A 26720-nucleotide genomic window follows, 5' to 3' on the forward strand; every position below is an offset into this window, starting at 1 on the left:
CATGGCCAAGATCACGCTTGATAACCTCGCCCATTCCTATCTGCCCAACCCGCAGACCGAGGCGGATTTCGCGCTCAAGGCGCTGAACCACGACTGGGTCGACGGCGAGGCCTACGCCCTGCTGGGATCGTCCGGTTGTGGCAAATCCACGCTGCTGAACATCATTTCGGGCCTGCTGATCCCCAGTCAGGGGCGCGTGCTGTTTGACGGGCGCGACGTGACGACCGCCCCGACAGCGGATCGCAATATCGCGCAGGTCTTTCAGTTTCCGGTGGTCTACGACACGATGTCGGTGCGCCAGAATCTGGCCTTTCCGCTGAAAAATCGCGGGATGGATGCGGCCGAAATCGCCCGCCGCGTCCAGAAGGTCGCCGCCATGATCGACATGGAAGCGCAGCTGGATCACAAGGCGCGCGGCCTGACGGCGGATGCCAAACAAAAGATCTCTCTCGGGCGTGGGATGGTCCGCGAGGATGTGAACGCGCTGCTGTTCGACGAACCGCTGACCGTGATCGACCCCCACATGAAATGGGAGTTGCGCACCCAGCTGAAAAAGCTGCATCAGGATTTCGGTCATACGATGATCTACGTGACCCACGACCAGACAGAGGCGCTGACATTCGCCGACAAGGTCGTGGTGATGTACGACGGTCGCGTGGTTCAGATCGGCACCCCGCAGGAATTGTTCGAACGCCCGGCCCATACCTTTGTCGGCTATTTCATCGGCTCGCCCGGCATGAACCTGTTCGATGCGCAGATCGACGGCGCACAGGCCCGCATTGGTGACGTGACCGTGCCACTGGGTGCCAGCTATGCCGCGACGGGCCGGACCCAGATCGGCGTGCGCCCGGAATTCATCCGGTTGTCGTCAGGTGATGCGGGCATCCCGGCATCCGTGCGCCGGGTCGAGGACGTGGGCCGGCACAAGATCATCCGGCTGGACGTCGGCGGCCAGATCATCAACGCCGTCGCCCCCGAAGGGTCCGAGGTTTCCGCAAACACCAACCGCATCACATTCGCGCCCGAGGGCATCAACGTCTACGCCGACGACTGGCGCGTCACACCGCAGGGGGCTGCCGCATGAACAAGACCGTCAATCAAAAGGCGTGGTTCCTGATCCTGCCGGTGCTGATCCTGGTGGCGTTTTCCGCCGTGATCCCGCTGATGACAGTGGTGAACTATTCGGTGCAGGACACATTCGGAAACAACCAGTTTTTCTGGGCGGGCCTCGATTGGTTCGACGACATGCTGCACTCGGACCGGATGTGGAATGCGCTGGGCCGTCAGCTGTTATTCTCTGGCATCATTCTGGCAATCGAAGTGCCGCTGGGCATCCTTGTCGCGCTCAACATGCCGAAAAAGGGTTTCTGGGCGTCATTCTGTCTGGTGGTGATGTCGCTGCCGCTGTTGATCCCGTGGAACGTCGTCGGCACGATCTGGCAGATCTTTGGCCGGGTCGATATCGGCCTGCTGGGCTATACGCTGGATGCACTGGGGATCGACTACAACTATACTCAGGACACGCTGGATGCCTGGATCACCGTGATCGTCATGGACGTCTGGCACTGGACATCGCTGGTGGCGCTACTGGCCTATGCGGGCCTGCGGTCCATCCCCGACGCCTATTATCAGGCGGCCAAGATCGATCAGGCGAGCCGCTGGGCCGTGTTCCGCTATATCGAACTGCCCAAGATGGCGGGTGTGCTGATGATCGCGATCCTGCTGCGGTTCATGGACAGCTTCATGATCTACACAGAACCTTTCGTCGTCACCGGCGGCGGACCGGGCAATGCCACGACATTCCTGTCGATCGACCTGGTGAAAATGGCCCTGGGGCAATTCGACCTGGGCCCGGCGGCGGCGTTCAGCCTGATGTATTTCCTCGTGATCCTCGCGATTTCATGGGTGTTCTACACCGTCATGACGACCCTAGATAACCGGGATGGCAAATGATGACCGACACAACCATGCCAAGCGTCGCCCAGACCGATGACGCGATGACCATCGAAAAACCCCGCACCGCGCAGCGCCGGTTCCGACCGTCGGGCAGTGCGGTGGTGATGGGTCTGTATCTGCTGTTCCTGATGCTGCCGATCTATTGGCTGCTGAACATGAGCCTCAAGACAAACTCTGAAATCCTCGGATCGTTCAGCCTGTGGCCGCGTGACCTGACATTCGCCAATTATGCGCTGATCCTGACGGATTCCAGCTGGTACATGGGCTACGTCAATTCGCTGATCTACGTCGTGCTGAATACGGCGATCAGCCTCGCCGTCGCCCTGCCCGCGGCCTATGCCTTCAGCCGCTACAGTTTCATGGGGGACAAGCACCTGTTCTTCTGGTTGCTGACGAACCGCATGGCCCCGCCTGCCGTTTTCGCGCTGCCGTTCTTTCAGCTGTATTCGTCCATCGGGCTGTTCGACACGCATATCGCCGTGGCGCTGGCGCATTGCCTGTTCAACGTGCCGCTGGCGGTCTGGATCCTAGAGGGTTTCATGCGCGGCGTGCCCAAGGAAATCGACGAGACCGCCTATATCGACGGCTATTCGTTCCCGGCATTTTTCATCAAGATCTTCACCCCGCTGATCGCCAGCGGCATCGGTGTGGCGGCGTTCTTTTGCTTCATGTTCTCTTGGGTGGAACTGCTGCTGAGCCGGACACTGACATCCGTGGATGCAAAACCGATCGCCGCCACCATGACCCGCACCGTGGGCGCCGCCGGTGTCGACTGGGGCGTGCTGGCTGCCGCCGGTGTCCTGACCATCGTGCCCGGTGCCTTGGTTATTTATTTCGTGCGCAACTACATCGCCAAGGGCTTTGCCCTGGGGCGGGTGTGATGCGCGACTTGAGAGGAACCTATCATGCTTGACTGGATGGCATGGACCTGGCCCACGGCCACGTTCTTTATCGTGATCGCAACGCTGCTGGTGACCTTTACCGTGCTTGCGATCAAATTTCCCGAAACGCCCCGCAAGGGTGTCTTGCGGATCGAGACCACGCGCGGTGACCGGCTGTTCATCACGCTTCTGGGGTCTGCATTTCTCAATCTGGCGTGGTTGGGTCTGGGGCTTGGGCCCCAGCCATACGCGCTGATCGTCTGTCTGGTCTTTGCCGCTGCGGTATTCCGCTGGGTCTAGACCACGTCAAACCCCATCCCAGCCGATCGGGATGGATAACCAACGTTCGAACTTATGGGAGGAAACCTAAAATGAACGTTCTATTGAAATCCTCGACCGCACTGGGACTGGCACTTGCCATGACACAGCCGGCCTGGGCCGACATGGCGGCAGCCATCGAATTCCTGGATGCGGAAATCGGTGACGTCTCGACCCTGACCCGTGCTGAACAAGAGGCGGAAATGCAGTGGTACGTGGACGCCGCCGCACCGTTCCAAGGCATGTCGATCAACGTCGTATCCGAAACGATCACGACCCATGAATACGAATCCCAGGTGTTGGCACCCGCGTTTTCCGCCATCACCGGCATCAACGTGACCCACGACCTGATCGGTGAAGGCGACGTTGTCGAAAAACTGCAAACGCAGATGCAGTCGGGCGAAAACATCTATGACGCCTTTGTCAACGATTCCGACCTGATCGGCACCCACTGGCGGTATCAGCAGGTGCGCAACCTGACCGACTGGATGGCTGGCGAAGGCGCTGACGTCACATCGCCAACGTTGAACCTGGACGATTTCATCGGACTGCAGTTCACCACCGCCCCCGATGGCAAACTGTACCAGCTGCCCGACCAGCAGTTCGCGAACCTCTACTGGTTCCGCTACGATTGGTTCAACGATCCGGAAATCCAGGCCGACTTCCGCGAGACCTACGGCTATGATCTGGGCGTTCCCGTGAACTGGGCTGCCTACGAGGATATCGCGGAATTCTTTACCGGCCGCGAGATCGACGGTGTCGAGGTCTATGGCAACATGGACTACGGTAAGAAGGACCCCAGCCTTGGCTGGCGCTACACCGACGCGTGGATGTCCATGGCCGGGATGGGCGATGTGGGTGAACCCAACGGCCTGCCGGTCGACGAATGGGGTATCCGCGTCAACGAAAACTCACAGCCCGTGGGTGCCTGTGTCGAACGTGGTGGTGCAACGAACTCTCCTGCTGCGGTCTACGCCGTGGACAAGGCGATCAACTGGCTCCAGAACTATTCGCCACCCTCCGCTGCCGGCATGACCTTCTCCGAGGCCGGTCCGGTCCCGGGTCAGGGCAACATCGCGCAGCAGATGTTCATGTACACGACCTTTGTCGCCCCGCTGGTGGCATCGGACGCGGTCATGAACGAGGACGGCACGCCGAAATGGCGCCTCGCCCCCAGCCCGCACGGGGCCTATTGGGAAGAGGGCATGAAGGTCGGTTACCAGGACGTGGGTAGCTGGACGCTGATGCAATCAACCCCGGTGGACCGCGCCAAGGCGGCATGGCTCTATGCGCAGTTCGTGACCTCGATGACCGTGGACGTCAAAAAGGCCGACGTTGGCCTGACGTTCATCCGCGAGTCCACGATCAACTCTGACCACTTCACGCAGCGTGCCGACAAGCTGGGCGGTCTGGTGGAATTCTACCGCTCGCCCGCACGGACACAGTGGTCGCCCACCGGCACCAACGTGCCCGACTACCCCAAGCTGGCACAGCTGTGGTGGCAGAACATCGGTGACGCCATGTCCGGTGCCAAAACCTCGCAAGAGGCGCTGGACCAACTGTGTGCCGACATGGAAAGCGTGATGGAACGGATCGAACGGTCCGGCATCCAGGGCGATCTGGGTCCGGTCATGAACGAGCCGCAGGACGCATCCTACTGGCTGGAACAGGCTGGCGCACCCAAGCCGAAACTGGAGGTCGAGGACGAAGAACCGCAGACCGTCAGCTATGACGAACTGATCGCCTCCTGGCAGTAAAGTCCGGGACGACAGACAGGGGCCGGGCCGCAGCGATGCGGCCCGGCCTTTTTCATGCGCTCAGGTCAGCAGGCGGGCAACGGCATCGGTCAGGGCATCGACCGTGACCGGTTTGGCCAGCAGCGTCAGACGGTCCCTGTCGACCGGGGGAACGGAAGGGTCCGCCGGCAGACGCGATGACATCAGCACGGCACGCGCGCCCGGCCCCGCGGCCAGCACCGACCGGATCAGGTCCAGACCGGACTGTCCGTGGTCCAGATTAAGGTCCGACACGACCAGCACTAGATCGGGTCTGTCCGCGATGATATCGGCCGCCTGCGCAAACCGTGTTGCCATCAGGGCCTCGAACCCCAGCCCGTGCAGGACCTGCTGCAATCCGCGTGCCGTCTCGGGAGTGTCGTCCACCACCAGCGCAGCCCCCGTATGGACCGCCGTGGCCAGCTGCGGCATGCCATCGGCCAGCGGAAAGCGGATGGTGATTTCGGTCCCCTCGCCCAGCGCAGAGGTGATGTCCAGTGTTCCGCCGGATTGCGAGACAAACCCGTCGACCATCGGCAGACCCAGGCCCGTGCCGTCACCGTCACGCCGTGCTGAAAAGAACGGCTCGACCGCGCGCCTGCGTGTGTCCTCTGACATGCCATGACCGTCATCGCGCACGGAGAGGACCGCATGACCATTCTCTGCGCGCAAGGTGATCCAGATATGTCCGGACCCCGGGATGGCCTGTGCCGCGTTCATGCAGACGTTCAGGACGGCGCTTTCCAATTGACCGGGATCAAGCATGGCGTGCAGCGGATCATCCCCCAGCGACAAATGCAGGTCCACGCTGTCGGGCAGCGCGATATCCAGCAGATCGACCATGCCCTCGATCAGCGACCCGATCTCGACCACCTCGGGGGCGAGATGCTGTTTGCGTGCGAATGCCACCAGTCGTTCGGTCAATGACACGCCCAGATCCACCGCCGTCCTGATCCGCCCCAGATGTGCCGGGGCCTTGGCTGGCGTGGTGGTTTCCAACAGATGCAGGTTGCCCGAAATCGTCGACAGGATATTGCCGAAATCATGCGCGACCTCGCCCGTGACCTTGCCCAGCGTTTCCACCCGCCGGATTTCGGCCAGCCGTTCGTCGATGCGTTTGCGTTCCGTCGTCTCGGACAGCAGCCAGACCGCGCGGCCATCGGGCAACTGAGACTTGCGTACCTCCAGCACGTCGCCTGCGGGATTGGTGTATTCCTCGAACCCGCCCCGGTCGTTGCCGCCGCAGGCCTGGGCAAAGGCCGATGCTGCCAGCCGGTCGGGCATGGTCCGCGCGGCCTTTCGCACGTCATCCGGCAGATGCAGCAGCGCGCAGACCTGATCATTCTCGGCCTCGATCACGCCGTCGGGGGCAACGATCGCGACACCATCCTGAATGTTGCGAAACACACTGGCAAACAGGGTATTCTGCCGGGTGATCTGGGCCGTGCGCCGTTCCAGATTGCGTGCATTGGCCCGAAACACGCCAAAGGCCTGAAACAGCCTGCCGATTTCGTCCCGCGGCCCGCCCGGATCAGGAAGGGTCGCCGCGTGATCCCCCTGCGCCAGCCTGTGCATGCCGTCGGCGATCAGCCGCAGGTTTCGCGTGACATAGCGCGATACGAATAGCGCCGAGACCACCGCGACACCGGCACTGAGCAATGCAAGGATCGCCACTGCCATCTGTGCAACATCGAGGTTCCGGGCGGTCTGGGCGCGTGCCTGTCGCAGACGGTCCTGTGCTGCCTCGACCCGGCCTGCCGCATAGGCATTCACGGTGTCCGACAATTCCCTGATCCGAAACAGGGCATTTTCCGCATCCAGACCCGCCGTCAGATAGCCGTATTGCAACTGAAACAGGTCCCCAGACGGGCTGTTCAAGGCTGCATCGACCTCGGCCAACCCGCGGGCCACGATCGCGCCGCGGGGGATATCCGCCCGGTTCTGCCGGTAACGGCGACTGAATTCACCGACCTCGATGATGTTCTGCGACCGGGCGACCTCGCGCGCGGTGCCGGTCAACTGACCAAGAGCGGCCCATTCCAGCCGTTCCACAGGTGCGAGGTCCGGCGCATTGGCCTGCCGTGTGAAACGGCCCTGCAACTGCGTCAGCCGTATGTCCACCTGCGCGATATCGGCCCGCAACGCGTTTTGCGGTTCCGTCAGCCCCAGCAAACGGCCGATGGCCACCCGCATCCGGGCCAGCGGCAGCGCGAGGTCAGTCGTGTCGGACGACAGCGCCTCAAGCCGGTCGATCGTCGACAGGATCGCCTGCGCGTCCGCGGTGCGCTGAAACGGCATCTGCACCGTCAGCAGAAATGGTGCAGCGGTCGCAAGGTCTGCGGCATTGCGGGAAATGTCCAGCGCTTGCGATACCTCGGCCAGCGTGTCGCGGTGGATGGTTTCCAGCCAGTTTTCCGCATTGCGCAGCATCAGCAGGCTGATCCCCGAAATGACCAGCGTCACGGCACACAGCGTCAGGATCGCGACCGACAGTCGGAACCGGACGCTCAGATTGCGCAACCGCGTCCGCACCGCCCTAATCCGCGTTCAATTCAAAGAAATAGCCCTGCGAACGTCGGGTCTGCAGGTGCCGCGGCTTGGACGGGGTATCCTCGATCTTGCGGCGCAGGCGCAGGATCAGGACGTCGATGGTCCGGTCCACATAGCGTTCCATGTCCGACCCCAGTTCCGACAGCAATTCAGGCCGCGAGATGACCCGCGACGGATTCCGCGCGAGGTATTCCAGCAGTCGGTATTCGCCGTTGGTCAGCGGTATTTCATGCCCGTCACTGTTCAGCAGCACCCGCGCCTGCGTGTCGATCTGTTTGTTTCCAAAGGTGATCGTATGTTCCGGCTGCGATGTCGCGTGATGGGTTCCATGTCCATAGCGCCGCAGCACCGACCTTATCCGCGCCACCAGTTCACGCGGGTTGAACGGTTTCATCAGGTAATCGTCGGCACCGTTTTCCAGCCCCATGATCTTGTCGCTTTCGTCGCCGATTCCGGTCAGCATGACGATGGGGATGTCATAGCGGGCCCCGATCTGGACGGCCAGGTTCAGGCCGGATTCACCGCGCAGGCGCAAATCAATGATCGCGAGGTTGACCGGCGGCGGATCACCCAGGGCAAAAAATGCGGCACTACCGTCGCAAGGCACCGGCTCGAACCCGCTTTCACCCAAGAGGGCGCACAGGGTCACGCGCACCTCGTGGTCATCATCCACGATGGCGATCACAGGGGGTTTGGGGTCCGGTTGTCGCATCGCCGTCATTGCGTCGATCCTCCTGATGTCGCCGCACGGGGGCAACCTGTCCCGATTAGGCCCCGAGGTATAGACGACAAAACGACGGCGCGCGCCCGCTGTAATATTGTTAACGCAAAACGCCGTTCTTGTAACGCTGTGTTAACATACCGCGCATGGTCTTTCCGGCTGCGGCACGCGTAGCCTGACCGGGTCGCTGTGGCATCAGGTTGGAGGACCCGCCACGGATCGCGATTGTTCAAGGGAGAGAGACATGACCTATAAAATGACACAGACCGCCGTGGCGGCTGGCCTTGCCCTGCTGGGTTCAGCCTCGGCTGTCGCAGCCCAGGACTGCCCCGAGCGTGGCGCGCTGGACGTGCTGTATTGCGACGCCAACGGCGATCTGGTGGCCGATACGCCGACCGATCCCGCGCTGCTGAACGACCCCAACACGCTGGTGTTCGCCTATACCCCGGTCGAGGACCCCGCCGTCTATGCCGATATCTGGGCACCGTTCATTGCGCATCTCGAGGCAGAGACCGGCAAGGACGTGCAATTCTTTGCCGTGCAGTCCAATTCCGCCGAGGTCGAGGCGATGCGGTCGGGCCGTCTTCATATCGCAGGTTTTTCGACCGGACCCACGCCCTTTGCCGTGAACCTCGCAGGGGCCGTGCCGTTTGCAATCATGGGGGCCGAGGACGGTCAGTTCGGATACCGGCTTCAGGTGTTCACGCAGGCCGGTTCCGACATTCAGACCGTGGCCGATCTGGCCGGCAAGCGCGTGGCGCATACCTCGCCCACGTCCAACTCTGGCAACCAGGCGCCGCGCGCACTGTTCCCCGGTCTGGGTGTGGTGCCCGATCAGGATTACGAGGTGATCTACTCCGGCTCGCACGACCAATCCATGCTGGGCGTGGTTGCAGGCGACTATGACGCCGCCCCCGTCGCATCCGAGGTCGTGGACCGCATGGCAGAACGCGGTCTGTACGATCCCGCCGAGGTCCGCATGATCTGGGAAAGCGATCCCTTCCCCACGACGTCGTTCACGCTGGCGCATGATCTGGACCCGGCACTGGCCGAAACGATCAAGCAGGCTTTCTTCAGCTTTGAATTCGAAGGCACCGCCTTGGGCGACGAATTCGACGGGGTGAGCAAGTTCATCCCGATCACCTATCAGGACCAATGGGCCGTGATCCGTGAAATTCAGGCGTCCAACGGTGTGGAATACACGCCGCAGGGTCTGGCTGCCGAATAACCCCCTGCCCGACTGCCCCGGCCATCCCGCCGGGGCAGCACCGCGACTGAGAGGCCATATGCTGGAAATCAACAACCTTGTAAAAAGGTACGGGAAAGGTGCGCCTGTCCTGAAAGACCTGAACCTGTCGGTGCAGGGCGAACAACTGATGTCGATCATCGGATCGTCAGGTGCGGGCAAGAGCACGCTGCTGCGCTGTATCAACAGGCTGGTGGAACCCACCTCGGGGACGATCACGCTGAACGGCACCGAGATGACGACACTGGGGACCAAGGACCTGCGCCGCGCCCGCCGCCGCGTCGGCATGGTGTTCCAGAGCTTCAATCTGGTTGACCGGCTGACTGTCATGGAAAACGTCCAGTCAGGGCGGCTGGGCTATATTTCGACCTGGGCTGCTGTCACCCGCCGCTATCCGGCAGCCGATATCGAACGCGCGTTTGAGCTGATGGAACGCGTGGGCATTGCGCAATACGCAAACAAGCGGGCAGACGAACTGTCGGGCGGCGAACGCCAGCGCGTCGGCGTGGTGCGGGCGCTGATGCAACGCCCCGAAATCCTGCTGGCCGATGAACCGACGGCCTCTCTCGACCCAAAGACATCGGAACAGATCATGTCGCTGTTGCGCGATCTGGCCAATGAATTGAACCTGCCCGTCATCATCAACATCCACAACGTGACCGAGGCCAAGGAATTCAGCGACCGTATCGTCGGCATGCGCTACGGGCGGATCATCTTTGACGACAAACCTGCAGCACTGGACGCCGCAGAGATGGACGAAATCTATGCAGGCACACCGTCACAGGATCGTCAGGACATGGGTGCGGTCGCATGACCATGCCCACCACATGGCGCAAACCGCCGTTCATCGCTTCACCTGTCCTGCGCTGGGCGTTCTACATCGCCGTGGCGATCTATCTGGTGGGAACCATCGGCACATTGCCGATCGACTGGGAACGCGCATCCGAAGGTCTGACCCGGGCGGGCCGGATCTTTAGCGGGGCCTTCCCGCCCAGTTTTGCCCGGTCCGACCTGATGATCACCGGGTTCATGGAAAGCCTCAAGATCGCCATTCTGGCCACTGTACTGGGCCTACTCCTGTCGGTGCCGCTGGCGTTCATGGCGGCACGCAACATCGCGCCCAAACCCGTCTATTTCGTGGGGCGCGGCTTGTTCATCCTTGCCCGCAGTTTCCACCCGGTCATCGTCGCCATCATCTTTGTCAAGGCGGTGGGTTTTGGCCCGCTGGCGGGTGCGCTGACGCTGACCATCTATTCCATCGGCTTTGTCGCAAAACTGCTGGCCGAACGGATCGAGGAAATCGATTTCGGACAGGTCGAGGCGTTGCGGTCCGTGGGCGCCCCCTATCTGGTCACCATGGTCTATGCCATCGTTCCGCAGATCATGCCGCGGCTCGTGGGGCTGGGCATCTATCAGCTGGACAGCAACCTGCGTGCCTCTGCCGTGGTTGGGATCGTGGGGGCCGGTGGCATCGGATCGACGCTGGCCAATGCATTCGGACGCTACGACTACGATTTCGCCCTTGCGATCACGATGGTCATCGTCGGTGCGATCCTGATTTCCGAGGCCGTCAGCGGCAAGATCAGAAAGAACATGACATGACTCAGGACATGACGATGGATTGGGCGCGCTACACGCCCGCACAGCGCATGAAACGCTATGGTGCCTTTTTCGGCGTGGCACTGCTGGTCACATGGGCGCTGGGCAGCATTGATGTGATCTGGGAATGGGTCTGGGATGCGCCGGTCCAGCTGGCGGACCTGTTCACCCGCATGGTGCCGCCTGACCCCACCAATCTGGAAACCATCCTCTGGGCCACATGGGAGACGATCAACATCGCCACCATCGCCACGATGATCGCGGTCGTGCTGTCCTTGCCTGTCGCATTGATTTCAGCGCAGAACACCACGCCCAATGTCGTGTGCCTGTGGATCGGACGGTTCATCCTGGTGTCGTCCCGGTCGGTCAACACGATCATCTGGGCGCTGTTGTTCGTCGCCATCTTTGGCCCCGGCATCATCGCCGGCATCATCGCGATCATGTTCCGGTCCATCGGGTTTCTGGGCAAGCTGCTGGGCGAGGCGATCGAAGAAATCGACCATGCCCCGGTCGAGGCGCTTCAGGCCTGCGGCGCATCGCGATTCCGCGTGGTCCTCTACGGGATCGTGCCGCAGGTCATGCCCGCGTTCTTTGCGATCAGCATCCTGCGCTGGGACATCAACCTGCGCGAATCCACCGTGTTGGGGCTGGTGGGTGCCGGCGGCATCGGGATCATCCTGCAAGGCGCGATCGACACCTTTCAGTGGCAAGAGGTCTCGATGGTGCTGCTGACGATCCTCGCACTGGTCATCGCAGGCGAGGTCATCGCCTCTGCACTGCGCAAGAAGCTGCTCTGATCCTCCCAGGGGCCGGCCTCCTCCGCCGGCCCCAAAGGATCACGCCGCTGACTTCCAGTCTTGCGGTGTGACGTAGACGACAGCGTCGTCGATGCTGACCATCACGTCCCCGTCCTGCACATTGACCTGCAACCGCATGGCACGACTGGCCAGCGCAGCCAGGGCTGCGGTGTCGGCCTCTGCCAGGTTTACGACCGTCAGGTTGTCGAACCGCGTGGTGCTGTTCTGGATCTTGTCCCACCACACCTCTGCCGGGCGACCACCATAGGTATAGATCACGACCTTGCCTGCCTTCGCGCAGGACTGGCGCACGACCTTGTCGCTGGGCAGGCCGAGGGCCACCCACAGATCCAACACGCCGCTCAGGCTTTTTTGCCAGATGTCGGGTTCATCGTCAGCCGACAGACCCTTGGTCATTTCCAGCTGTTCATGGGCGTTCAGCGCAAAGGCCAGAAGCCGGACCATCATCCTCTCATCCGTCTCGGACGGGTGTTTGGCAATCGTCAGCTTGTGGGTTTCGTAATAGTGCCGGTCCATGTCGGAGACCGACAGCTCGACTTTGTAGATGGTTGCGTTCTGCGCCATGATAGACCCCATAGGTTCATGTTGCGGCACGCCTATAGCGTCTGTGGCACGGGCGAAAGCGATTAGACGCGCCGCCCCTCGATCCGCAGGGCCGGACCGTCGCGCATTGCACGGCGCAGGCGGCGCGACAGCGTGTCGATCAGCAAGGTCAGCAAGACCGACACCGCCAGCAGCGCCAGCACCCGGTCCATGCGCAGGGTCTGCACGTTGGTCTGGATATAGAACCCCAGCGTGCCGATCCCCAGCAGCCCCATGATCGCACTGTCCCGCAGGATGATTTCCCATCGGTACAGACACAGCGCCCAAAATGACGCCGACAGACGCGGCAGCAGGTCCCAGGCCCACAGGACCAGCCCGCGCGGCGCGTCGGCCCGTTGCGGCAGGCCCTGCGCCTCGCGGCCCAGCAGATGTGCGATGATGGCCCCGTTGTGCAGCCCCAGCGCCAAGGCGGCAGGCAGCATCGACGGCCCCAAGATCTGCAGCAGGACAAAGGCCAGCATGTAATCCGGGATCGACCGCAGCACGACCAGCACCGCGTGGCCCGCATATGACCCTGCCCGCCCTACGACCCCCGGCACGATCGCCGGAAAGGCCGCAGCCGCCAGCAACGCAGCCCCTGCCAGCGCGATCTGCGACAACACCAGCGTGGCGATGGCCCCCGGCCACGCCTGCGCGACGAACACCGTCTCCAGCCAGGGGGCCCAATCGGCACCCGTGCGCAGGGGGGCCGGCACGATGCCGGTCAGGAACCGCACCAATGCCCCGCTGCCCATAGGCGGCGCGTCCACCGTCATCAACGCGGCAATCGAGGCGATCAGAAACAGCGGCACCAGCCGCCAGACCATCCAGATGCGTAGCGGCAGGATCAAGGCCAGAAACAGCGCCAGAACGGCGACCGACTCGCCGTACTGGGCCTGTTTGAATGCCGTTTCCAGCCGGAACCCCAGCGTCGGCAACCCGATGAACCCCAGCACCGCCGAGGACCGCAGCCCGCATTCCATCCGGTAGAGCGTATAGGTCCGCATCTGAGGCAGGACCTGCGGCAGGCGCACCCACAGCAGGCGCGTCAAAACGGGCACGACCTGCGGCACGGGCGCCTTGCCCGGCGCATCGTCGAGGTATTCCGAAAACACCTTGGCAAAGATGCCCGCGTAAGGAATGCCGATGGCCAGCACACCTGTCAGCGGCGATAGCCCCGTGACGCTGAACAGCAGCAGCGCCCAGAACAGTTCGTGCACGGCGCGCAGGCTGATGCACAGGCCTCTGACAGGACGCAGCCGGTAGAATGGTGCAAGCAACAGACCCGACACCGCCCCCAATGCGACACCGCAGAATGCGAATGCCACGGTCAACACCGTGGCCCAGGCCAGTCCCGCGGGGTCACTGAAATCGGGTGACAGCAGACCACGCCCGATGGCGGCCAGCGTCAGCCAGGGATCGGTGCGCACAGACCCCAGATCAGCCAGCAGCAACGCAAGGACTGTCGCCGCAGCAAACCCCGCAAGGACATGCCGCCGCCGGATCATCGATATAGCGCCAAAAGTTCGGTTTCCGACAGATCAGCCGCCGCGGCGTCGATCACGACGGCCCCCTGTCGTAGGCCGATGATCCGCGTGGCGACCCGCAGCGCCTGATCGACGTCATGCAAGGTCAGGATCATCGTGGCAAATTCCGTCGTCAGCCGTCCCAGCAGTGCGGCCCCCTGTGCGGGGTCCAGCGCCGTGACAGGTTCGTCACCCAGCACCACGTCACCGCCACGCAGCAACGCCCGCCCCAGCGCCACGCGCTGCCGCTGTCCGCCCGACAACTGCGACACCGGGCGTCGGCCCAGACCCGACAGGCCCACGATATCCAGCACATGTTCGACCCGCGCCCGTTCCGCGCGCGCAGGCCAGATCAGGGTGCGCAAATTCCGGGGCGTGCCGAAGTCATCCAGCACACCCATCCAGATATTGTGAAAAACACTTAGACTGCCCACGAGGCCGTGGTCCTGCGGCACCAGCGCCGCACGTCCGGCGATCCGGTCGTGCAAGGCGGCCAGCAAGGTGCTCTTGCCCACACCGCTGCGGCCCAGCAGGGCTATCCGCTCGCCCGCTGCGACCTGCAACGTGACGCCGGTCAGCACCAGCCGCCCACCCCAGCCCAGGCTCTGGTCCGTGAGGGCGACCAGCGGTGCGGTCATCAGTCGATCAGGTCCAGCGCGCGCGCGGTATCCGCGATAGGCTGGTACAACGCATCGTCCGCCGCGATGAACCGGGTGCGCGGGAATGACGCCAGCAGTTCGGGATCATCCATGCCGATCAATGCCCCTTGCACCCGGTCCGCAAATCCATCCCCAAAGCGGGCGTCCACATCGCCGCGGATCGTCCAGTTGTAATCGGGATAGGGCGGTGTTTCCCAGATGATCGTGGTCTGGGCGGCCTCGGGCGCACCTTCGGCCACGGCCGTGTCATAGACGGAATAGTTCAACGCGCCGACCTCGTAGGCACCCGACGCCACCAGCCGCAGCGTCTGACCGTGGTCACCGGAATAGCCCACGCTGTCGAACAGATCGGCGGGGGCCTGACCGGTTTCCTCGCGGATCCAGTATTCCGGCATCAACCGCCCCGAGGTCGAGGTTTCCGCCCCAAAGGTGAAACTGCGACCCGCGATGTCCGGGAAATCATCGGTCTGGGTCAGGCCGGTGTCCGTATTGGCAATGAAATAGCTGACGAATGTCTCGTCCTCGTCGCCCTGAGCGATCGCGCGCGAATTCGGCACGACAATGCGGGCCTGCACGCCTGAAAGGCCACCGAACCAGCCCAGCTGAATCTGGTCGTTGGCAAAGGCCGTGACGGCGGCGGCATAGCTCTTGACCGGGACGTATTGCACATCGACCTCCAGCGTGTCCGAAAGATAGTCGGCCACGGCGCTGAACCGTTCCACCAGCCGCGATTCGTCATCGTCGGGAATGGCGGAAAAATACAGTGTCTCGGCGGTGGCTGCGGGGGCCAGCATCATCGCCAGCAAAACGGTTGTGATCTGACGCATCGGGGACACTCCTGAGGGATTCACCTTGCGTCTAGCCAAACTGGGCAGCCGTGAAAACGGCAAACGCAGAATAATCCCCGCGCTGTGGGTTCAGCTGGTCGGTGCCGTCTGCCCGCTGGTGTCGGTGACGGATCGCCAGGCGTCATATTGCGACAGGAATACCTGGCCATTGAGCACGTCCAGCAGGTGCGACTGCCGCAGCCGGTCCAGAACCGGACCCTTGACCTCTGACAGATGCAGCCCGACCCCCATGTCCGACAACCGCAGGTTGATTGCCTCCAGGCTTTCGAGTGCTGAAAAATCAACCTCGTTCACCGCCGAGAACATCAAGATCACATGTTCGATCTCGCATCCCTCGGTCACGCGGGACTGCACCAGTTCCTCGAGGAACCGCGCGTTGATGAAATACAGGCTTTCGTCGACGCGCAGGGTGACGACCTTTGGATCGGTTTCGACATCGTGGCGATGGATGTTGCGGAAATGCTGAGTGCCCGGCACCAGACCGACCTCTGCCACATGCGGGCGCGAGGTCTTGTACAGATGCAACAACACCGAAATCACGACGCCAGAGGCCACACCGATCTCGACGCCCATCAACAAGGTCAGCAGGATCGTCACCGTCACGGCCACGAAATCGGACGCGGAATAATCCCAGGTCTTTTTCAGGATCGAGAAATCCACAAGGCTGAGGACGGCCACGATGATGGTCGCGGCCAGCGTGGCGTTCGGCAGAAAATAGACAAGCGGCGTCAAGGCCATGGCGGCAATCGCCAGACCAACGGCCGTATAGGCCCCGGCTGCAGGCGTCGCTGCCCCGGCGTCATAATTCACCACGGACCGCGAAAAACCACCTGTCACGGGATAACCGCCGGTAAAGGCCGCACCGATGTTGGCAGCACCCAGTCCGATCAATTCCTGATCGGGGTCGATGCGCTGCCGTTTTTTCGCGGCCAGTGTCTGTGCCACCGAAACGGATTCCACAAATCCGATGACCGAAATCAGGATCGCGGGGATCAGCAGCGCCTGTATCAGATCCGGCGACAGCCCCGGCATCGTCAGCGGTGGCAGGCTTTGCGGGACACTGCCCACGATTTTGACGCCGCGTTCATCCAGGCCGAACAGCCAGACCGACAGGGTCGTGACCACGACAGCGGCCACCGGCCCTGCCTTGGTCGCGAAATCCGCGACGGTGGGCGTGGCACCCAGCCTGCGCATCAGTGGTTTCAGTCCCTTGCGTACCCAGAACAGGAAACCCGTCGCCAGCACGCCGAGGACGACCGTGATCCAGTTGGTCTGCCCCAGATTTTCCCACAGCTGCATCAGGATTTCCGGCAAGGTATGGCCCTGCGCGCTGATCCCGAGGATATGCTTGAACTGGCTGGCGGCGATCAGGATGCCAGAAGCCGTGATGAACCCCGCGATCACCGGGTGGCTGAGGAAATTGGCCAGAAAGCCCAGACGCAGCACACCCAGCAACATCAGGAACCCGCCCGACAGGAACGCCAGCGTCAGTGCGGCAACCGCATAGCCTGCGGTCCCCTGCTCTGCCACCTGACCGATGGCACTGGCGGTCAGCAGCGACACCACCGCGACCGGACCGACGGCAAGCGCGCGGCTGGTGCCAAAGATGGCATAAAGGATGATCGGCGCAATGGACGCGTAGATGCCCGCCTCCGGCGGGAGTCCGGCCAACAGGGCATAGGCCAGCGATTGCGGGATCAGCATGATCGTCACGATGACGGCGGCCACCATATCGTTGGAAAACGCTCCGCGATCATAGGTGCGACCCCAGTCGAGGATGGGCAGGTATCGGCGCAGGTTCATCGGTCAATCAATCAGTTTGAGTTATCGAAAATTGGCCCTGCCCGGCACGGTCGTCAGCGGGATCAGGACATGCGCGGGGCAATTGCTGCGCCCCGCGCCGGGTCACAGCCGCTATTTTGCGGCAGCTTTCAGTGGTTCGGGCTTTGCCATCCATTCCTTGCCGCGCAACATCGCCTGCCAGTAGATCGGCGGCAGCATCCGTTCCTTGAGGAACCAGGCCGCACGCGTGGGTTTGGTCCCGTCCAGCAGGACAGACGGAAAGCTGGGTTTGAGAACGCCCCCATAGCCAAATTCGGCCAGCACGATCTTGCCGCGTTCGACCGTCAATGGGCAGGATCCGTAGCCGTCGTATTGCGCGACAGCAGACCGCCCATCCAGATCGGCCACGATATTTTCGGCAACCGTCGGGGCCTGTTTGCGCGCGGCTGCCGCCGTCTTGGCATTGGGGGCATTCATCACATCGCCCAGCGCCCAGATGTTGTCGTGGTGCTTGTGTCGCAGCGTGGCCTGATCCACGTCCACCCAGCCTGCTGCATCCGCCAAAGGTGAGACGCGGATGAAATCCGGGGCCACCTGCGGCGGACAGACATGGATCATGTCGAAATCGACAGTCACCTCTGTAGCGTCCGTGTCAGGCTTTGCCACGCGGAACGTCGCGGTTTTGCCCGGTCCGTCGATCGCGATCAGATTGTGAAAGAAATTCAGCGTCGCATCGTATTTGTCGACGTATTTCATCAGCGCCGGCACGTAATCCTTGACCCCGAACAGCACGCCGCCCGCGTTCATAAACTGGATGTCGATGTTTCCCAGCGCGCCGTTGCGGAACCACGCGTCGCCCGACAGATACATCGCCTTTTGCGGCGCACCCGCACATTTGATGGGCATCGGCGGTTGGGTAAAGATGGCGCGCCCCTGTTTCAGCTTCTGCACCAACTGCCAGGTGTAGGGGGCGAGATCGTAGCGATAGTTCGACGTGACACCGTTGCGCCCCAGCGTATCCTTCAGACCCGCGACCTGATCCCAGTCCAGTTTCAGCCCGGGACATACCACCAGACGGTCGTATTTCACGACACGGCAACCCTCCAGGATGACGGCGTTCCTGTCCGGCTCAAAGGCTGCAACAGCGGATTTGATCCAGGTGACACCACGCGGGATCAGCGATCCCATGGTCTTGGCCGTCTGCTGTGCGTCGAAGACGCCGGCACCGACCATGGTCCAGCCGGGCTGGTAGTAATGCACATCCGCCGGGTCGATCACGGCGATCTGCAAATCGGGTTTGCGCGACTTGAGGCTTGCCGCCACAGAAATACCGCCCGCACCCGCCCCCACGATCACCACGTCATAGCTGGCATCGCCCGTATCGGTCGGCGTCCTGCCGCCGTTTGCGATCCGGCGGGCCACACCGTTCATGTCATAGCCCGCCGCCTTGGTCGCTGCCAGAATGTCGGTCATGGGTCGCGTGCCCGCCGCGTGAAAGGACCACAGGGTCGCGGACCGGGTGCCGGACCGGCAATAGGCCAGCACGGGCCGCGGCAGATCCGCCAACGCCGCATTGAATTCCGCCACATCCGCATCGCTGATCTGGCCCGCCGTGACCGGCACATAGCGGGCAACGATGCCTGCGTCGCGCGCGGCCTGTTCGATTTCGGCAAACCCCGGTTGATCGGATCCTTCGCCATCGGGGCGGTTGCAGATGATCGACCTGAATCCCGCAGCCCTGATCTGGGCGATATCGGCGGGGACGATTTGCGGACTGGCCGATACCGTGCTATCTAGCTTGTTGATTTCCATGATGGTTTCTCCTCCCACTCAGAACTTGTTGACAGGCATCTTGAGATAGCTGTGTCCGTCCGCTTCGGGGTCAGGCATGCGCCCGTCACGCAGATTGACCTGAAGTGCAGCCAGCATCCGGTTGGGCAGCGCCAGCGTGGCATCGCGCCCCTCGCGCAGCGCCACGAAATCCGCCTTGGACACGTCGCCGCCCAGGTGGATGTTCTGCGTTTTCTGTTCGCCGACCGTGCTTTCCCAGCTGGGCAGGTCACGGGTCTTGGTGCCGTAGTCGTGGCCGACAAAGATGCGGTGGTCATCCGGGCGGTCGAGGATGCGCATGATGCTGTCATAGAGTTCGGATGCCGAACCGCCGGGGAAATCGGCCCGCGATGATCCCGCATCCGGTTGCATCAGCGTGTCATGGGCAAAGACCGCATCGCCCACGACATAGGTGATCGACCCCAGCGTATGACCCGGTGACAGCATCACACTGACCTCCAGATCACCGATCTGGAATGTGTCGCCCTCGGCAAACAGGTGATCGAAATGCGGATCGATCGGAAACCCGTCCGGCAGGTTGTAGTAGTCCCGCCACAGAACCGCGATGTCGCGGACCTTTTCACCGATGGCCGTCTGCACACCCGTCTTGTCCTTGAGCCAGGCCGCCGCGATAAAATGGTCGGCATGCGGATGCGTGTCCAGGATCCATTCCAGCGTCAGCCCGTGGTCCGCGATATAGTCCAGCGCCCACTGGGCATGATCGAACCGCGTGCCAAAGGATTTCGGATCGAACTGCTGCACCACATCGATCAGCGCGCATTTACCCGTCGCGTCATCGATGCAGATATACTGACAACTGCCGGTGTCCGGCTCGTGGAAACCGACGACAGTCGGGCTGCCGGGTCCACGCGATGCAGAGGTCTTGCTGTAGATGTCGGTCGGCATTGGTCGGACTCCTTGTAGATCGAATGGTTCAAAGGCCGTTGATCGGCACCTTGAGCATGGGGTTGCCGTCGCTGTCGGTCGGGACCGCACCTGCGCGCATGTTCACCTGCAACGACGGGATGATCAGACGTGGCATGTCGAGCTGTGCATCGCGTTCCGTGCGGAACGTGATGAAATCCGCCTTGGTCCGGCCACGCCCGACGTGAATGTTGTGTTCCTTTTCCTCGCCCACGGTCGTTTCCCACTGGATGTCGCGCCCGTTGGGACCGTAGTCGTGGCACATGAACAGGCGCATGGCGTCAGGCAGGGCCAGCACCTTCATGATGCTGTCATACAGGTCCTCTGCACTGCCGCCGGGAAAATCACAGCGGGCAGATCCGCCGTCGGGCATGAACAACGTATCCCCGACAAAGGCCGCATTGCCGATAACATGGACCATACAGGCGGGCGTATGGCCGGGCGTGTAGATGGCAAAGCCCTGCATGTTGCCGATCTGGTAGGTATCGCCATCCTCGAACAGGGCGTCGAACTGGCTGCCATCGCGCTGGAATTCGGTGCCTTCGTTGAACACCTTGCCAAAGGTATCCTGCACGACCATGATTTTCGATCCGATGCCGATCTTGCCACCCAGGCGTTCCTGAATGTAGGGCGCGGCCGACAGGTGGTCGGCATGAACATGGGTTTCGATGATCCATTCCAGACGGCATCCCATCTGCTGCACCCGCGCGATCATCGCGTCGGCATGATCGTAGGTGATGCGGCCGGCGGCATAGTCGATGTCCATCACGCTATCGATGATCGCACAGGCATCCGAGGTCGGATCCTTGACGATATAACTGATGGTGTTTGTCGCGGGATCAAAGAAAGCCTCGACGACCGGGGTGATGTCCATGTTGACGGGATATTGTGTCATCTTTTTCTCCAATATGGTCCTGCCTTGCTCGGGTTGCGGCAGGGCGGTTCCGGGGCGCGGCCTGGGTATCAGGTCGCGGCCCCTGCAGTTTGCATCGGGGCCAGCAGGCGGCGCAGATAGAAACCGGCCGTCACGGCCAGCAGGAACAACGCGACTTCCCATCGGCCTGTGCCCAGCGCGGGGATCGCAGCACCGGGGCAGAACCCGGCGATGCCCCAGCCAATGCCGAACAAGGCCGAACCGCCGACCAGATTCCTGTCGATCGCAGTGCCCGTCGGGATCTGGAAACGGGCCTCGAACAACGGGGCGTCCCGCCGCCAGACCAGCCGGTACCCCACGAATGTCACGATCAGCGCGCCGCCCATGACAAAGGCAAGACTGGGGTCCCAGGTGCCAGCCAGATCAAAGAAATTCAGAACCTTGGCCGGGTCCATCATCCCGGACAGGGAAATGCCGATGCCAAAGACCAGGCCGGTGATCAACGCATAGAATAGTTTCATGGCTCAGGCTCCAAAAACATGACGGATGATGAAAACGGTGATCGCGGCGGTCACCATGAAGGTCGGCACCGCCACCAGCGACCGGACCGACAGGCGGGACAGGCCGCAGACCCCGTGACCGGATGTGCACCCCGACCCCAGACTTGCGCCCAGACCGACAATCACGCCACCGATCACGATCATCGCCGGGCTGACGGGCACGTTCACGACAGGCATCTGACCTGTCACGAAAAACAGGGTAACAGGGGCCAGGACCATGCCTGCGATCAACGCCAGCCGCCACGACAGTTCCGCCCGGCTGGTGATGAAAACCGCACCGGACATGATGCCAGTCGCGCCAAAGATGCGCCCCAGGCCCAGCATCAGCAGCACAGCGCCGAGCCCGATGGCGAGGCCGCCGCCAAAGGATGTAAATGGTGTGAATGCCGTTTCCATCTCAGCAGTCCTTGCAGGTCTTGAGGCCCAGCAGCGTGTAGACCGGGCACATTTTCAGGGTGGCGGTCGCCAGCATGATCAGGCCGATCAGCGCCGCGCCGTATTTGAACAAAGCCGCGTCAAGCAACGCCATGCCGCTGAAAAACGCGAGGAACAGCAAAACCACGCCCAGCGCCGCGCGCAGGGTCCGGTCCAGTTTGCCAACATTGGTCGTCATGTGATGTCTCCACAGAATCAGGTCTGTGACTTCACTACGCCTGCGGCGGCAATCCTTCAGTGATATTGTCACCCAACCCGAAAAACAGCATTCGGCGCGGGTGCGTCAGCCCTGCGCGATGGCGCGCAGGCCTGCGCGGTCCTTCAGCGTGACGTGGCCACGGGTCTGACTGATCAATCCCCGCTTGGCGAAATCCTGCAACACGCGCGATATGACTTCGCGCGCGGTGCCCAACTCGCTGGCCAACTGCTGGTGCGTGGTGGCGATGTCCTGATCGTCGCGGGCCAGACCCAACAGCCGTTCCGCCAACCGCACGTCGATCCGGCCAAAGGCCACGTCGTCCACGACGCGCAGCAGATCGATCAGGCGACGCGAATAGGCGGCAAAGACGAATGACCGGAACGCGGGTTCCTCGGACACCAGTTGATCGAACGACGCGCGTGGCAGAATGATCGCCGTCACGTCCGTCTCGGCGATGCCTTCAGCGTTGTAGGCCTCTTCCGCCAGCATGCAGGCGGTGGTCAGAACGCAGCTTTCGCCGGCTTCGACCCGGTAGAGCACAATATCGCGGCCATTTTCGGACGTTTGCGATACGCGGATCGTCCCATCCACCAGAAACATCAGGCTGTCGGGAATATTGCTGGGACCGAACACGGATTTACCGGCGGCATAGCGTACGGTCTGGGCGCTGCGTTGCAGCCTGTCCCGCACATCACGCGGCAGTGCTGCGGTGCCCTGAAACCGTGCTGTCCAATCCTCGACCTTCATCGCGCGCTCGCGATGGCTGGCGCAGATGTGGCATCGAATGCGGGTGTGAACGGCATGACAGGGTGTTCCTCGGGTGGTGGATACCTGCCATGACGCCGCCCGCCGGGCAAGTCACCTTGCCGGGATCTGTCCCGCTAGTCCGCGGTCGGCAGTGCGGCGCAATGCGCACCCGCTCCTGCGAGGCCGGACCCCAAGGCCAGCGCAGGTGGTGCCTGAAACGGATCAAGGGGCGCGCTGTTGGCGAGGTCCACGCCCAGCAGCCCGAGCAAAAGCGCGAAAACGGTCACGACCGTCAGTCTGCGTGTCATCATCATCCGTCCAATCCCAATGCCTTGCGGATACGGATCCCCTGGAATGCCCCGGCAAAGGCTGCCACGAACCAGACCCAGCCGTGCAGGCTGCCGGTCGAAATTCCCGAAAAGAACGCGCCGACGTTGCAACCAAAGGCAAGGCGCGACGAATAGCCCAGCAGGAACCCGGCAATGATCGTGCCGATCCAGGCCCGCAGCGGCAGTTGCGGCAGACGGGCGGACAGTCCCGACCGCCATGCGGCGATGATGAACGCGCCACCGATGATGCCGATATTCGTCAGTGACGTGACATCTGTCAGAAGGCTTTCCGCGATGCGGGCCTGGTTCGTGGGCAGCGTCCAGAACGCAGACCCCGAAATATCCATGCCCAGCGCCGTGGCACCCTTGGCCGCCCACAGCCCCAGACCGTAGACGACGCCCCAGGGCTGACCGGCAACCACGAGGTTCGCCAATGCCAGCGCCGCCAGCAGACCTGCCGCGATCCACAACCTGCGTGGCAGACTACGGGCACCCGGTGCTGCCAAGTACAGCGCCAGTCCCGCGACCGCCGCCAGCCCTGCCAGCGTCAGCACCAGACCGGACGTGCCGGACAACACGACGACCGGGGCAGTGCCCAGATTGGTCCACCACAGCAGATGATAGGCCCCGGCAAAGGACCCGATGGCAAAGAACGGCAGCGCCAGCGCGCTGACCGGATTGCCGCTGCCCGCGTTGACCAATGTGCCGGACCCGCAGCCCAGCACGATCTGCATGCAGGCCCCGAACACAAAGGCGCCGCCGATCATGGCATAGCCCACTGGCGCATGTGCGCCGATCAGTTCGGTGCCGTTATTGGTGATCAGCGGGATTGCCACCAATGCGACCAGCGCAATCGACAACAATTGCGCGATCAGACCCGCAGGTTCGCGTCGCAGGATCATCGCGCGCCACGGTCCTGCGAAACCGAACCGGAACCCCTCGAGGATTAGACCGAACCCCAGACCTACCGCCAGCAACAGTCCGTAACGGACCCCCGCAATGGCAGACAGGGCAAGGATCACGACCAGCGTCCCCAGGACCAGGCCCGTGCGCGTCATGGTCGACGACCGGGCGGGCGCGATTGCGGCAGCGCTGGTCATCGGATCAGAACACGCTCTTGATCTGGTTCCACATCCGGCGGACCGGACCCGGCACATTTGCCATCTCGTAGCCGGCGTTCGACCAGCCGACCATCGATTCAGGATAGAGCTTCACGTTTTCCAGACCGGCCAGTTCGCTCATCGCGAACCAGTTCGTTGCCGCCCAATGGCCAGTGTTGCAGAAACTGATGATCGGCGCACCGTCGTCCAGATTTCCCTCACTTGCCAATGCGCGGGCCGCGTCGGCATCGACGATCACGGGGCCGTTGCTGAACCAGTTGGAATGGGTAAAATATTCGGATTGCGGCAGTGTGCCGGGCTTGGCTGCAGCCGGATGCGCCTGCTCGCCCGCCCAAAAGGATTCGGGGCGTGCGTCAACCAGAGTGGCCTCTGCCTCGCCATTGACGATGGACAGCACCTCTTCGCGGGTCGCAAGCCATTCGTCGGAATAGGATACCTCGATCATGCTCGGCTCTGGGGTGACCTCGCCCTCGTCCAGCGACAGCCCGGCCTCGGTCCAAGCGTTCATGCCACCGTTCAGGATCGCCAACTGGCTGACGCCGCTGGATTTCAGCGTCCAATACACGCGCGCCGCCGCGCCAAAGTCGGTCACATCGCTGCCTTGGTGCACGATCAGCGTGGGGCGGTCGCGGGTGACACCCAGGTCGCGCAGCACTTCTTGCAGGCGCTCCTCTGGGACGACCTCGCCGGGGCTCTCGGCGCTGCCACGGAACAGCGCGTAGGGTGCGCTGACGGCACCGGGGATATGCCCCGCTGCGTGAACGCTGTTGCCGTCGGAATCGGGCGACCGGATGTCGATCACCAGCGGGCTGACCTCTGACTGCACTTCGGTAAATTCAGCCGGTGTCAGCAGCGGGCCGAAATCGTTGGCTTGGGCGAATGCGGGCAGCGGCAGGGCCAGCGCCCCCGCGAGTGTGATAGCTGTAAAGCGTGTCATTGCATGTCCTCTGACAACAAAATTCACACAACCAGATACACTGCAAAACAAGGGTTTCAAGGCCACTGGACCGCGCGGCAGGCGCCAGCCGAAAACAGAACACCGACGCGATCGCGGTCGCCCGGTCTGTATTTTTGTGCCTACCTCGACAGTAGAAATTTTATTCCGGCAGTGCGCCATACCCAGAACAAGCGTTCTTTTGTTGATTAACTCTCGTCACCACCGCAGAAAAAAATACCCCAGAATGCCACCGCAGCCCGCCACGGCCAACACCGCGAGACTGTACCAACTGGCGTAGAACAGCGGTGAATTCTCGATGCAATAGACCGAATAGACCGTCGCCGCCGTGGCACCCGCCCCCAGCCCCGCAACGGCACCGCACAGTGCCGGGTGTTCCGGCGCACCGCGCCGCAGCGCTGCCAACAGACCGATGAGGATGGGCACAGACAAGACCGGGATCGATATCAGGCAGGTCACGATGGATTTGCCACGCAACGCCATGGGCCAGGCGTCGCCCGGTGTCGTGACCAGCGTCATGGCCACCAGCAGGATAAGCGCCAGAGGAATGCCCCAGATCAGCCGCGCAGCACAGCTGCGCCCCGCCGGGCGCGCCGTTGCATGCAGCCAGAACAACGCAAGACTGGCCAGCATTAGCGGCAGGACCGTTTTCGCAAATAGCGCAAGGTCGCTGACGATCCCAATCAGGTCCGACCGCACGCCCCAGAACGCGAAAAACAGCGCAGATGTGCCCGCCAGCCCCGCCAGGAGGCCCGTCGCGATCTGCCTTGTCAGATAACCGCGCGGCAACGGTGTCAGTTCTGATCCCAGCGATTTGATCAGGTCATCGGTATTCATTCACGCGCCTTTCCGGATTGTTCCGTCTGGTCGGCAACCGCGAGGGCTGACAGTTTCGCCATGGCCCGGTGCAATGCAACCCGTACCGCGCCGGGCGTCATGCCCAACTGGCGGCCCACCTCTTCGGCGGTGCGACCGTCCAGCCTGATCTGCCGCACGATCAAGGCAGATGTCGGGTCCAACTGGCCCAGCAGACGGTCCAGATCAGCCGCAGCCGTGGGGTCATGGCTGACCTCATCCGCGATATCAAGCTCGCTGCCGTCATAGGATACAGTCGGACGACGCACCGATAGCCGCATCGCGTCCACCGTCTTGTAGCGTGCGATTGCATAGGCCCACGGACCGACCGGTTCGCCGTCCCGCCAAGTGTGGCGTTTTTCGTGAATGGCGATCAGCACGTTTTGCAAAATGTCCTCGCAATCCTCTTTGGGGCGGCCGCAGCGTGCGGCGATGATGCCCCTCAGAACAGGGGCGATGTCGTTCAGAAACTGAACATAGGACGCACGACCGCCTGCATTGGCGTCGCGCAACAATCTGGCCCAGCGGTCTTCTCTTGTGCGTCCCATATCATCCAGTTCGTCGGTCGTGGGGCAGACGTTACACCTATGTCCGGGAAAAAGTCCGCAGTGTTCGAACACGGGCCACACC

28 protein-coding genes are annotated in these 26720 nt (G+C 62.4%); 9 read left to right on the forward strand and 19 right to left on the reverse strand.

Going from position 1 to position 26720, the window contains the following annotated elements; all coding sequences use genetic code 11:
- Position 1: 1 nt before the first annotated feature.
- The 5 genes from LGQ03_RS04035 to LGQ03_RS04055 all read left to right on the forward strand — a co-directional run bounded on the left by LGQ03_RS04035 (position 2) and on the right by LGQ03_RS04055 (position 4912).
- Positions 2–1084: an ABC transporter ATP-binding protein gene (locus LGQ03_RS04035; protein ID WP_226747351.1), complete on the forward strand. Its 1083-nt coding sequence runs from the start codon at positions 2–4 to the stop codon at positions 1082–1084.
- Positions 1081–1953 (forward strand): carbohydrate ABC transporter permease, encoded by an 873-nt coding sequence (locus LGQ03_RS04040; protein ID WP_090160068.1) that lies wholly within the window; start codon positions 1081–1083, stop codon positions 1951–1953. Before LGQ03_RS04035 ends, LGQ03_RS04040 begins: the two co-directional genes overlap by 4 nt.
- Positions 1954–1997: 44 nt before the next feature.
- Positions 1998–2837 (forward strand): carbohydrate ABC transporter permease, encoded by an 840-nt coding sequence (locus LGQ03_RS04045; protein ID WP_056034256.1) that lies wholly within the window; start codon positions 1998–2000, stop codon positions 2835–2837.
- A 24-nt stretch (positions 2838–2861) separates the two neighbouring features.
- On the forward strand, positions 2862–3137 hold the full coding sequence (locus LGQ03_RS04050; RefSeq protein ID WP_056033849.1) for a DUF2160 domain-containing protein: 276 nt from the start codon (positions 2862–2864) through the stop codon (positions 3135–3137).
- A gap of 71 nt (positions 3138–3208) precedes the next feature.
- Positions 3209–4912, forward strand: a complete 1704-nt coding sequence (locus LGQ03_RS04055; RefSeq protein ID WP_226747352.1) for an ABC transporter substrate-binding protein — start codon at positions 3209–3211, stop codon at positions 4910–4912.
- 60 nt (positions 4913–4972) lie between these two features.
- On the opposite strand, the gene LGQ03_RS04060 is transcribed toward LGQ03_RS04055, so the two are convergent.
- Together LGQ03_RS04060 and LGQ03_RS04065 are read right to left on the reverse strand one after the other, a co-directional pair.
- A complete protein-coding gene (locus LGQ03_RS04060) occupies positions 4973–7450 on the reverse strand; it encodes an ATP-binding protein (RefSeq protein ID WP_226747353.1) in 2478 nt (825 codons plus the stop codon).
- Between the two features lie 16 nt (positions 7451–7466).
- Positions 7467–8201, reverse strand: a complete 735-nt coding sequence (locus tag LGQ03_RS04065) for a winged helix-turn-helix domain-containing protein (RefSeq protein WP_404807427.1) — start codon at positions 8199–8201, stop codon at positions 7467–7469.
- A 244-nt stretch (positions 8202–8445) separates the two neighbouring features.
- On the opposite strand from LGQ03_RS04065, the gene phnD reads away from it, so the two are divergent.
- From phnD to phnE (LGQ03_RS04085), 4 genes are read left to right on the forward strand one after another with little or no spacing between them, the layout of a single operon-like run.
- Positions 8446–9429: a phosphate/phosphite/phosphonate ABC transporter substrate-binding protein gene (gene phnD / locus LGQ03_RS04070; protein WP_226747354.1), complete on the forward strand. Its 984-nt coding sequence runs from the start codon at positions 8446–8448 to the stop codon at positions 9427–9429.
- 58 nt (positions 9430–9487) lie between these two features.
- Entirely contained in the window at positions 9488–10261 is a 774-nt protein-coding gene (gene phnC / locus LGQ03_RS04075) for a phosphonate ABC transporter ATP-binding protein (protein WP_226747355.1), read from the forward strand.
- Complete coding sequence (gene phnE, locus LGQ03_RS04080) at positions 10258–11049, forward strand: phosphonate ABC transporter, permease protein PhnE (protein WP_226747356.1); 792 nt, start codon at positions 10258–10260, stop codon at positions 11047–11049. Before phnC ends, phnE (LGQ03_RS04080) begins: the two co-directional genes overlap by 4 nt.
- The gene (gene phnE / locus LGQ03_RS04085) at positions 11046–11843 is read left to right on the forward strand and encodes a phosphonate ABC transporter, permease protein PhnE (RefSeq protein WP_226747357.1); all 798 of its coding nucleotides are present in this window, start codon (positions 11046–11048) and stop codon (positions 11841–11843) included. Before phnE (LGQ03_RS04080) ends, phnE (LGQ03_RS04085) begins: the two co-directional genes overlap by 4 nt.
- A gap of 39 nt (positions 11844–11882) precedes the next feature.
- Here the strand turns inward: phnE (LGQ03_RS04085) and LGQ03_RS04090 are convergent, their stop codons facing one another.
- The 17 genes from LGQ03_RS04090 to LGQ03_RS04170 form a co-directional block, all read right to left on the reverse strand.
- Positions 11883–12428, reverse strand: a complete 546-nt coding sequence (locus tag LGQ03_RS04090) for a YaeQ family protein (RefSeq protein ID WP_226747358.1) — start codon at positions 12426–12428, stop codon at positions 11883–11885.
- 62 nt (positions 12429–12490) lie between these two features.
- Entirely contained in the window at positions 12491–13954 is a 1464-nt protein-coding gene (locus LGQ03_RS04095; RefSeq protein WP_226747359.1) for a PhnE/PtxC family ABC transporter permease, read from the reverse strand.
- On the reverse strand, positions 13951–14610 hold the full coding sequence (locus LGQ03_RS04100; protein ID WP_226747360.1) for an ATP-binding cassette domain-containing protein: 660 nt from the start codon (positions 14608–14610) through the stop codon (positions 13951–13953). Before LGQ03_RS04100 ends, LGQ03_RS04095 begins: the two co-directional genes overlap by 4 nt.
- Positions 14610–15458, reverse strand: coding sequence for a putative selenate ABC transporter substrate-binding protein (locus LGQ03_RS04105; RefSeq protein WP_226747361.1), 849 nt, complete (start codon positions 15456–15458; stop codon positions 14610–14612). The genes LGQ03_RS04100 and LGQ03_RS04105 overlap by 1 nt, the downstream gene beginning before the upstream one ends.
- 90 nt (positions 15459–15548) lie before the next feature.
- Positions 15549–17282, reverse strand: coding sequence for a SulP family inorganic anion transporter (locus tag LGQ03_RS04110; RefSeq protein WP_226747362.1), 1734 nt, complete (start codon positions 17280–17282; stop codon positions 15549–15551).
- Positions 17283–17393: 111 nt separating this feature from the next.
- On the reverse strand, positions 17394–19073 hold the full coding sequence (locus tag LGQ03_RS04115) for a bifunctional protein tyrosine phosphatase family protein/NAD(P)/FAD-dependent oxidoreductase (RefSeq protein ID WP_226747363.1): 1680 nt from the start codon (positions 19071–19073) through the stop codon (positions 17394–17396).
- Positions 19074–19091: 18 nt separating this feature from the next.
- Positions 19092–19997: an MBL fold metallo-hydrolase gene (locus LGQ03_RS04120; protein WP_226747364.1), complete on the reverse strand. Its 906-nt coding sequence runs from the start codon at positions 19995–19997 to the stop codon at positions 19092–19094.
- A gap of 28 nt (positions 19998–20025) precedes the next feature.
- The gene (locus LGQ03_RS04125; protein ID WP_226747365.1) at positions 20026–20910 is read right to left on the reverse strand and encodes an MBL fold metallo-hydrolase; all 885 of its coding nucleotides are present in this window, start codon (positions 20908–20910) and stop codon (positions 20026–20028) included.
- A gap of 68 nt (positions 20911–20978) precedes the next feature.
- Positions 20979–21410 (reverse strand): DUF6691 family protein, encoded by a 432-nt coding sequence (locus LGQ03_RS04130; protein WP_226747366.1) that lies wholly within the window; start codon positions 21408–21410, stop codon positions 20979–20981.
- A 3-nt stretch (positions 21411–21413) separates the two neighbouring features.
- On the reverse strand, positions 21414–21845 hold the full coding sequence (locus tag LGQ03_RS04135; RefSeq protein WP_226747367.1) for a YeeE/YedE family protein: 432 nt from the start codon (positions 21843–21845) through the stop codon (positions 21414–21416).
- 1 nt (position 21846) lies between these two features.
- Positions 21847–22062: a YgaP family membrane protein gene (locus LGQ03_RS04140; protein ID WP_226747368.1), complete on the reverse strand. Its 216-nt coding sequence runs from the start codon at positions 22060–22062 to the stop codon at positions 21847–21849.
- A 105-nt stretch (positions 22063–22167) separates the two neighbouring features.
- Positions 22168–22830, reverse strand: a complete 663-nt coding sequence (locus LGQ03_RS04145; RefSeq protein ID WP_090160085.1) for a Crp/Fnr family transcriptional regulator — start codon at positions 22828–22830, stop codon at positions 22168–22170.
- Positions 22831–22964: 134 nt separating this feature from the next.
- The gene (locus LGQ03_RS04150; RefSeq protein ID WP_090160432.1) at positions 22965–23138 is read right to left on the reverse strand and encodes a hypothetical protein; all 174 of its coding nucleotides are present in this window, start codon (positions 23136–23138) and stop codon (positions 22965–22967) included.
- Between the two features lie 2 nt (positions 23139–23140).
- Entirely contained in the window at positions 23141–24259 is a 1119-nt protein-coding gene (locus tag LGQ03_RS04155) for a YeeE/YedE thiosulfate transporter family protein (protein ID WP_404807434.1), read from the reverse strand.
- Between the two features lie 4 nt (positions 24260–24263).
- On the reverse strand, positions 24264–25217 hold the full coding sequence (locus LGQ03_RS04160; RefSeq protein WP_226747369.1) for a sulfurtransferase: 954 nt from the start codon (positions 25215–25217) through the stop codon (positions 24264–24266).
- Between the two features lie 216 nt (positions 25218–25433).
- Positions 25434–26072, reverse strand: a complete 639-nt coding sequence (locus tag LGQ03_RS04165) for an NrsF family protein (protein ID WP_226747370.1) — start codon at positions 26070–26072, stop codon at positions 25434–25436.
- The gene (locus LGQ03_RS04170) at positions 26069–26638 is read right to left on the reverse strand and encodes a sigma-70 family RNA polymerase sigma factor (RefSeq protein ID WP_226747371.1); all 570 of its coding nucleotides are present in this window, start codon (positions 26636–26638) and stop codon (positions 26069–26071) included. The genes LGQ03_RS04165 and LGQ03_RS04170 overlap by 4 nt, the downstream gene beginning before the upstream one ends.
- Between the last annotated feature and the right edge of the window lie 82 nt (positions 26639–26720).

This window comes from Loktanella gaetbuli (assembly GCF_020531945.1).
GTDB lineage: Bacteria > Pseudomonadota > Alphaproteobacteria > Rhodobacterales > Rhodobacteraceae > Loktanella > Loktanella gaetbuli.

Excerpts from the sequence above, each read along its gene's own strand:
- LGQ03_RS04035 (WP_226747351.1), top strand. The coding sequence starts at position 2 with ATGGCCAAGATCACGCTTGATAACCTCGCCCATTCCTATCTGCCCAAC.
- LGQ03_RS04040 (WP_090160068.1), top strand. The coding sequence starts at position 1,081 with ATGAACAAGACCGTCAATCAAAAGGCGTGGTTCCTGATCCTGCCGGTG.
- LGQ03_RS04045 (WP_056034256.1), top strand. The coding sequence starts at position 1,998 with ATGACCATCGAAAAACCCCGCACCGCGCAGCGCCGGTTCCGACCGTCG.
- LGQ03_RS04050 (WP_056033849.1), top strand. The coding sequence starts at position 2,862 with ATGCTTGACTGGATGGCATGGACCTGGCCCACGGCCACGTTCTTTATC.
- LGQ03_RS04055 (WP_226747352.1), top strand. The coding sequence starts at position 3,209 with ATGAACGTTCTATTGAAATCCTCGACCGCACTGGGACTGGCACTTGCC.
- LGQ03_RS04065 (WP_404807427.1), bottom strand. The coding sequence starts at position 8,201 with ATGACGGCGATGCGACAACCGGACCCCAAACCCCCTGTGATCGCCATC.
- phnD (WP_226747354.1), top strand. The coding sequence starts at position 8,446 with ATGACCTATAAAATGACACAGACCGCCGTGGCGGCTGGCCTTGCCCTG.
- phnC (WP_226747355.1), top strand. The coding sequence starts at position 9,488 with ATGCTGGAAATCAACAACCTTGTAAAAAGGTACGGGAAAGGTGCGCCT.
- phnE (WP_226747356.1), top strand. The coding sequence starts at position 10,258 with ATGACCATGCCCACCACATGGCGCAAACCGCCGTTCATCGCTTCACCT.
- phnE (WP_226747357.1), top strand. The coding sequence starts at position 11,046 with ATGACTCAGGACATGACGATGGATTGGGCGCGCTACACGCCCGCACAG.
- LGQ03_RS04090 (WP_226747358.1), bottom strand. The coding sequence starts at position 12,428 with ATGGCGCAGAACGCAACCATCTACAAAGTCGAGCTGTCGGTCTCCGAC.
- LGQ03_RS04095 (WP_226747359.1), bottom strand. The coding sequence starts at position 13,954 with ATGATCCGGCGGCGGCATGTCCTTGCGGGGTTTGCTGCGGCGACAGTC.
- LGQ03_RS04100 (WP_226747360.1), bottom strand. The coding sequence starts at position 14,610 with ATGACCGCACCGCTGGTCGCCCTCACGGACCAGAGCCTGGGCTGGGGT.
- LGQ03_RS04105 (WP_226747361.1), bottom strand. The coding sequence starts at position 15,458 with ATGCGTCAGATCACAACCGTTTTGCTGGCGATGATGCTGGCCCCCGCA.
- LGQ03_RS04110 (WP_226747362.1), bottom strand. The coding sequence starts at position 17,282 with ATGAACCTGCGCCGATACCTGCCCATCCTCGACTGGGGTCGCACCTAT.
- LGQ03_RS04115 (WP_226747363.1), bottom strand. The coding sequence starts at position 19,073 with ATGGAAATCAACAAGCTAGATAGCACGGTATCGGCCAGTCCGCAAATC.
- LGQ03_RS04120 (WP_226747364.1), bottom strand. The coding sequence starts at position 19,997 with ATGCCGACCGACATCTACAGCAAGACCTCTGCATCGCGTGGACCCGGC.
- LGQ03_RS04125 (WP_226747365.1), bottom strand. The coding sequence starts at position 20,910 with ATGACACAATATCCCGTCAACATGGACATCACCCCGGTCGTCGAGGCT.
- LGQ03_RS04130 (WP_226747366.1), bottom strand. The coding sequence starts at position 21,410 with ATGAAACTATTCTATGCGTTGATCACCGGCCTGGTCTTTGGCATCGGC.
- LGQ03_RS04135 (WP_226747367.1), bottom strand. The coding sequence starts at position 21,845 with ATGGAAACGGCATTCACACCATTTACATCCTTTGGCGGCGGCCTCGCC.
- LGQ03_RS04140 (WP_226747368.1), bottom strand. The coding sequence starts at position 22,062 with ATGACGACCAATGTTGGCAAACTGGACCGGACCCTGCGCGCGGCGCTG.
- LGQ03_RS04145 (WP_090160085.1), bottom strand. The coding sequence starts at position 22,830 with ATGAAGGTCGAGGATTGGACAGCACGGTTTCAGGGCACCGCAGCACTG.
- LGQ03_RS04150 (WP_090160432.1), bottom strand. The coding sequence starts at position 23,138 with ATGACACGCAGACTGACGGTCGTGACCGTTTTCGCGCTTTTGCTCGGG.
- LGQ03_RS04155 (WP_404807434.1), bottom strand. The coding sequence starts at position 24,259 with ATGACCAGCGCTGCCGCAATCGCGCCCGCCCGGTCGTCGACCATGACG.
- LGQ03_RS04160 (WP_226747369.1), bottom strand. The coding sequence starts at position 25,217 with ATGACACGCTTTACAGCTATCACACTCGCGGGGGCGCTGGCCCTGCCG.
- LGQ03_RS04165 (WP_226747370.1), bottom strand. The coding sequence starts at position 26,072 with ATGAATACCGATGACCTGATCAAATCGCTGGGATCAGAACTGACACCG.
- LGQ03_RS04170 (WP_226747371.1), bottom strand. The coding sequence starts at position 26,638 with ATGGGACGCACAAGAGAAGACCGCTGGGCCAGATTGTTGCGCGACGCC.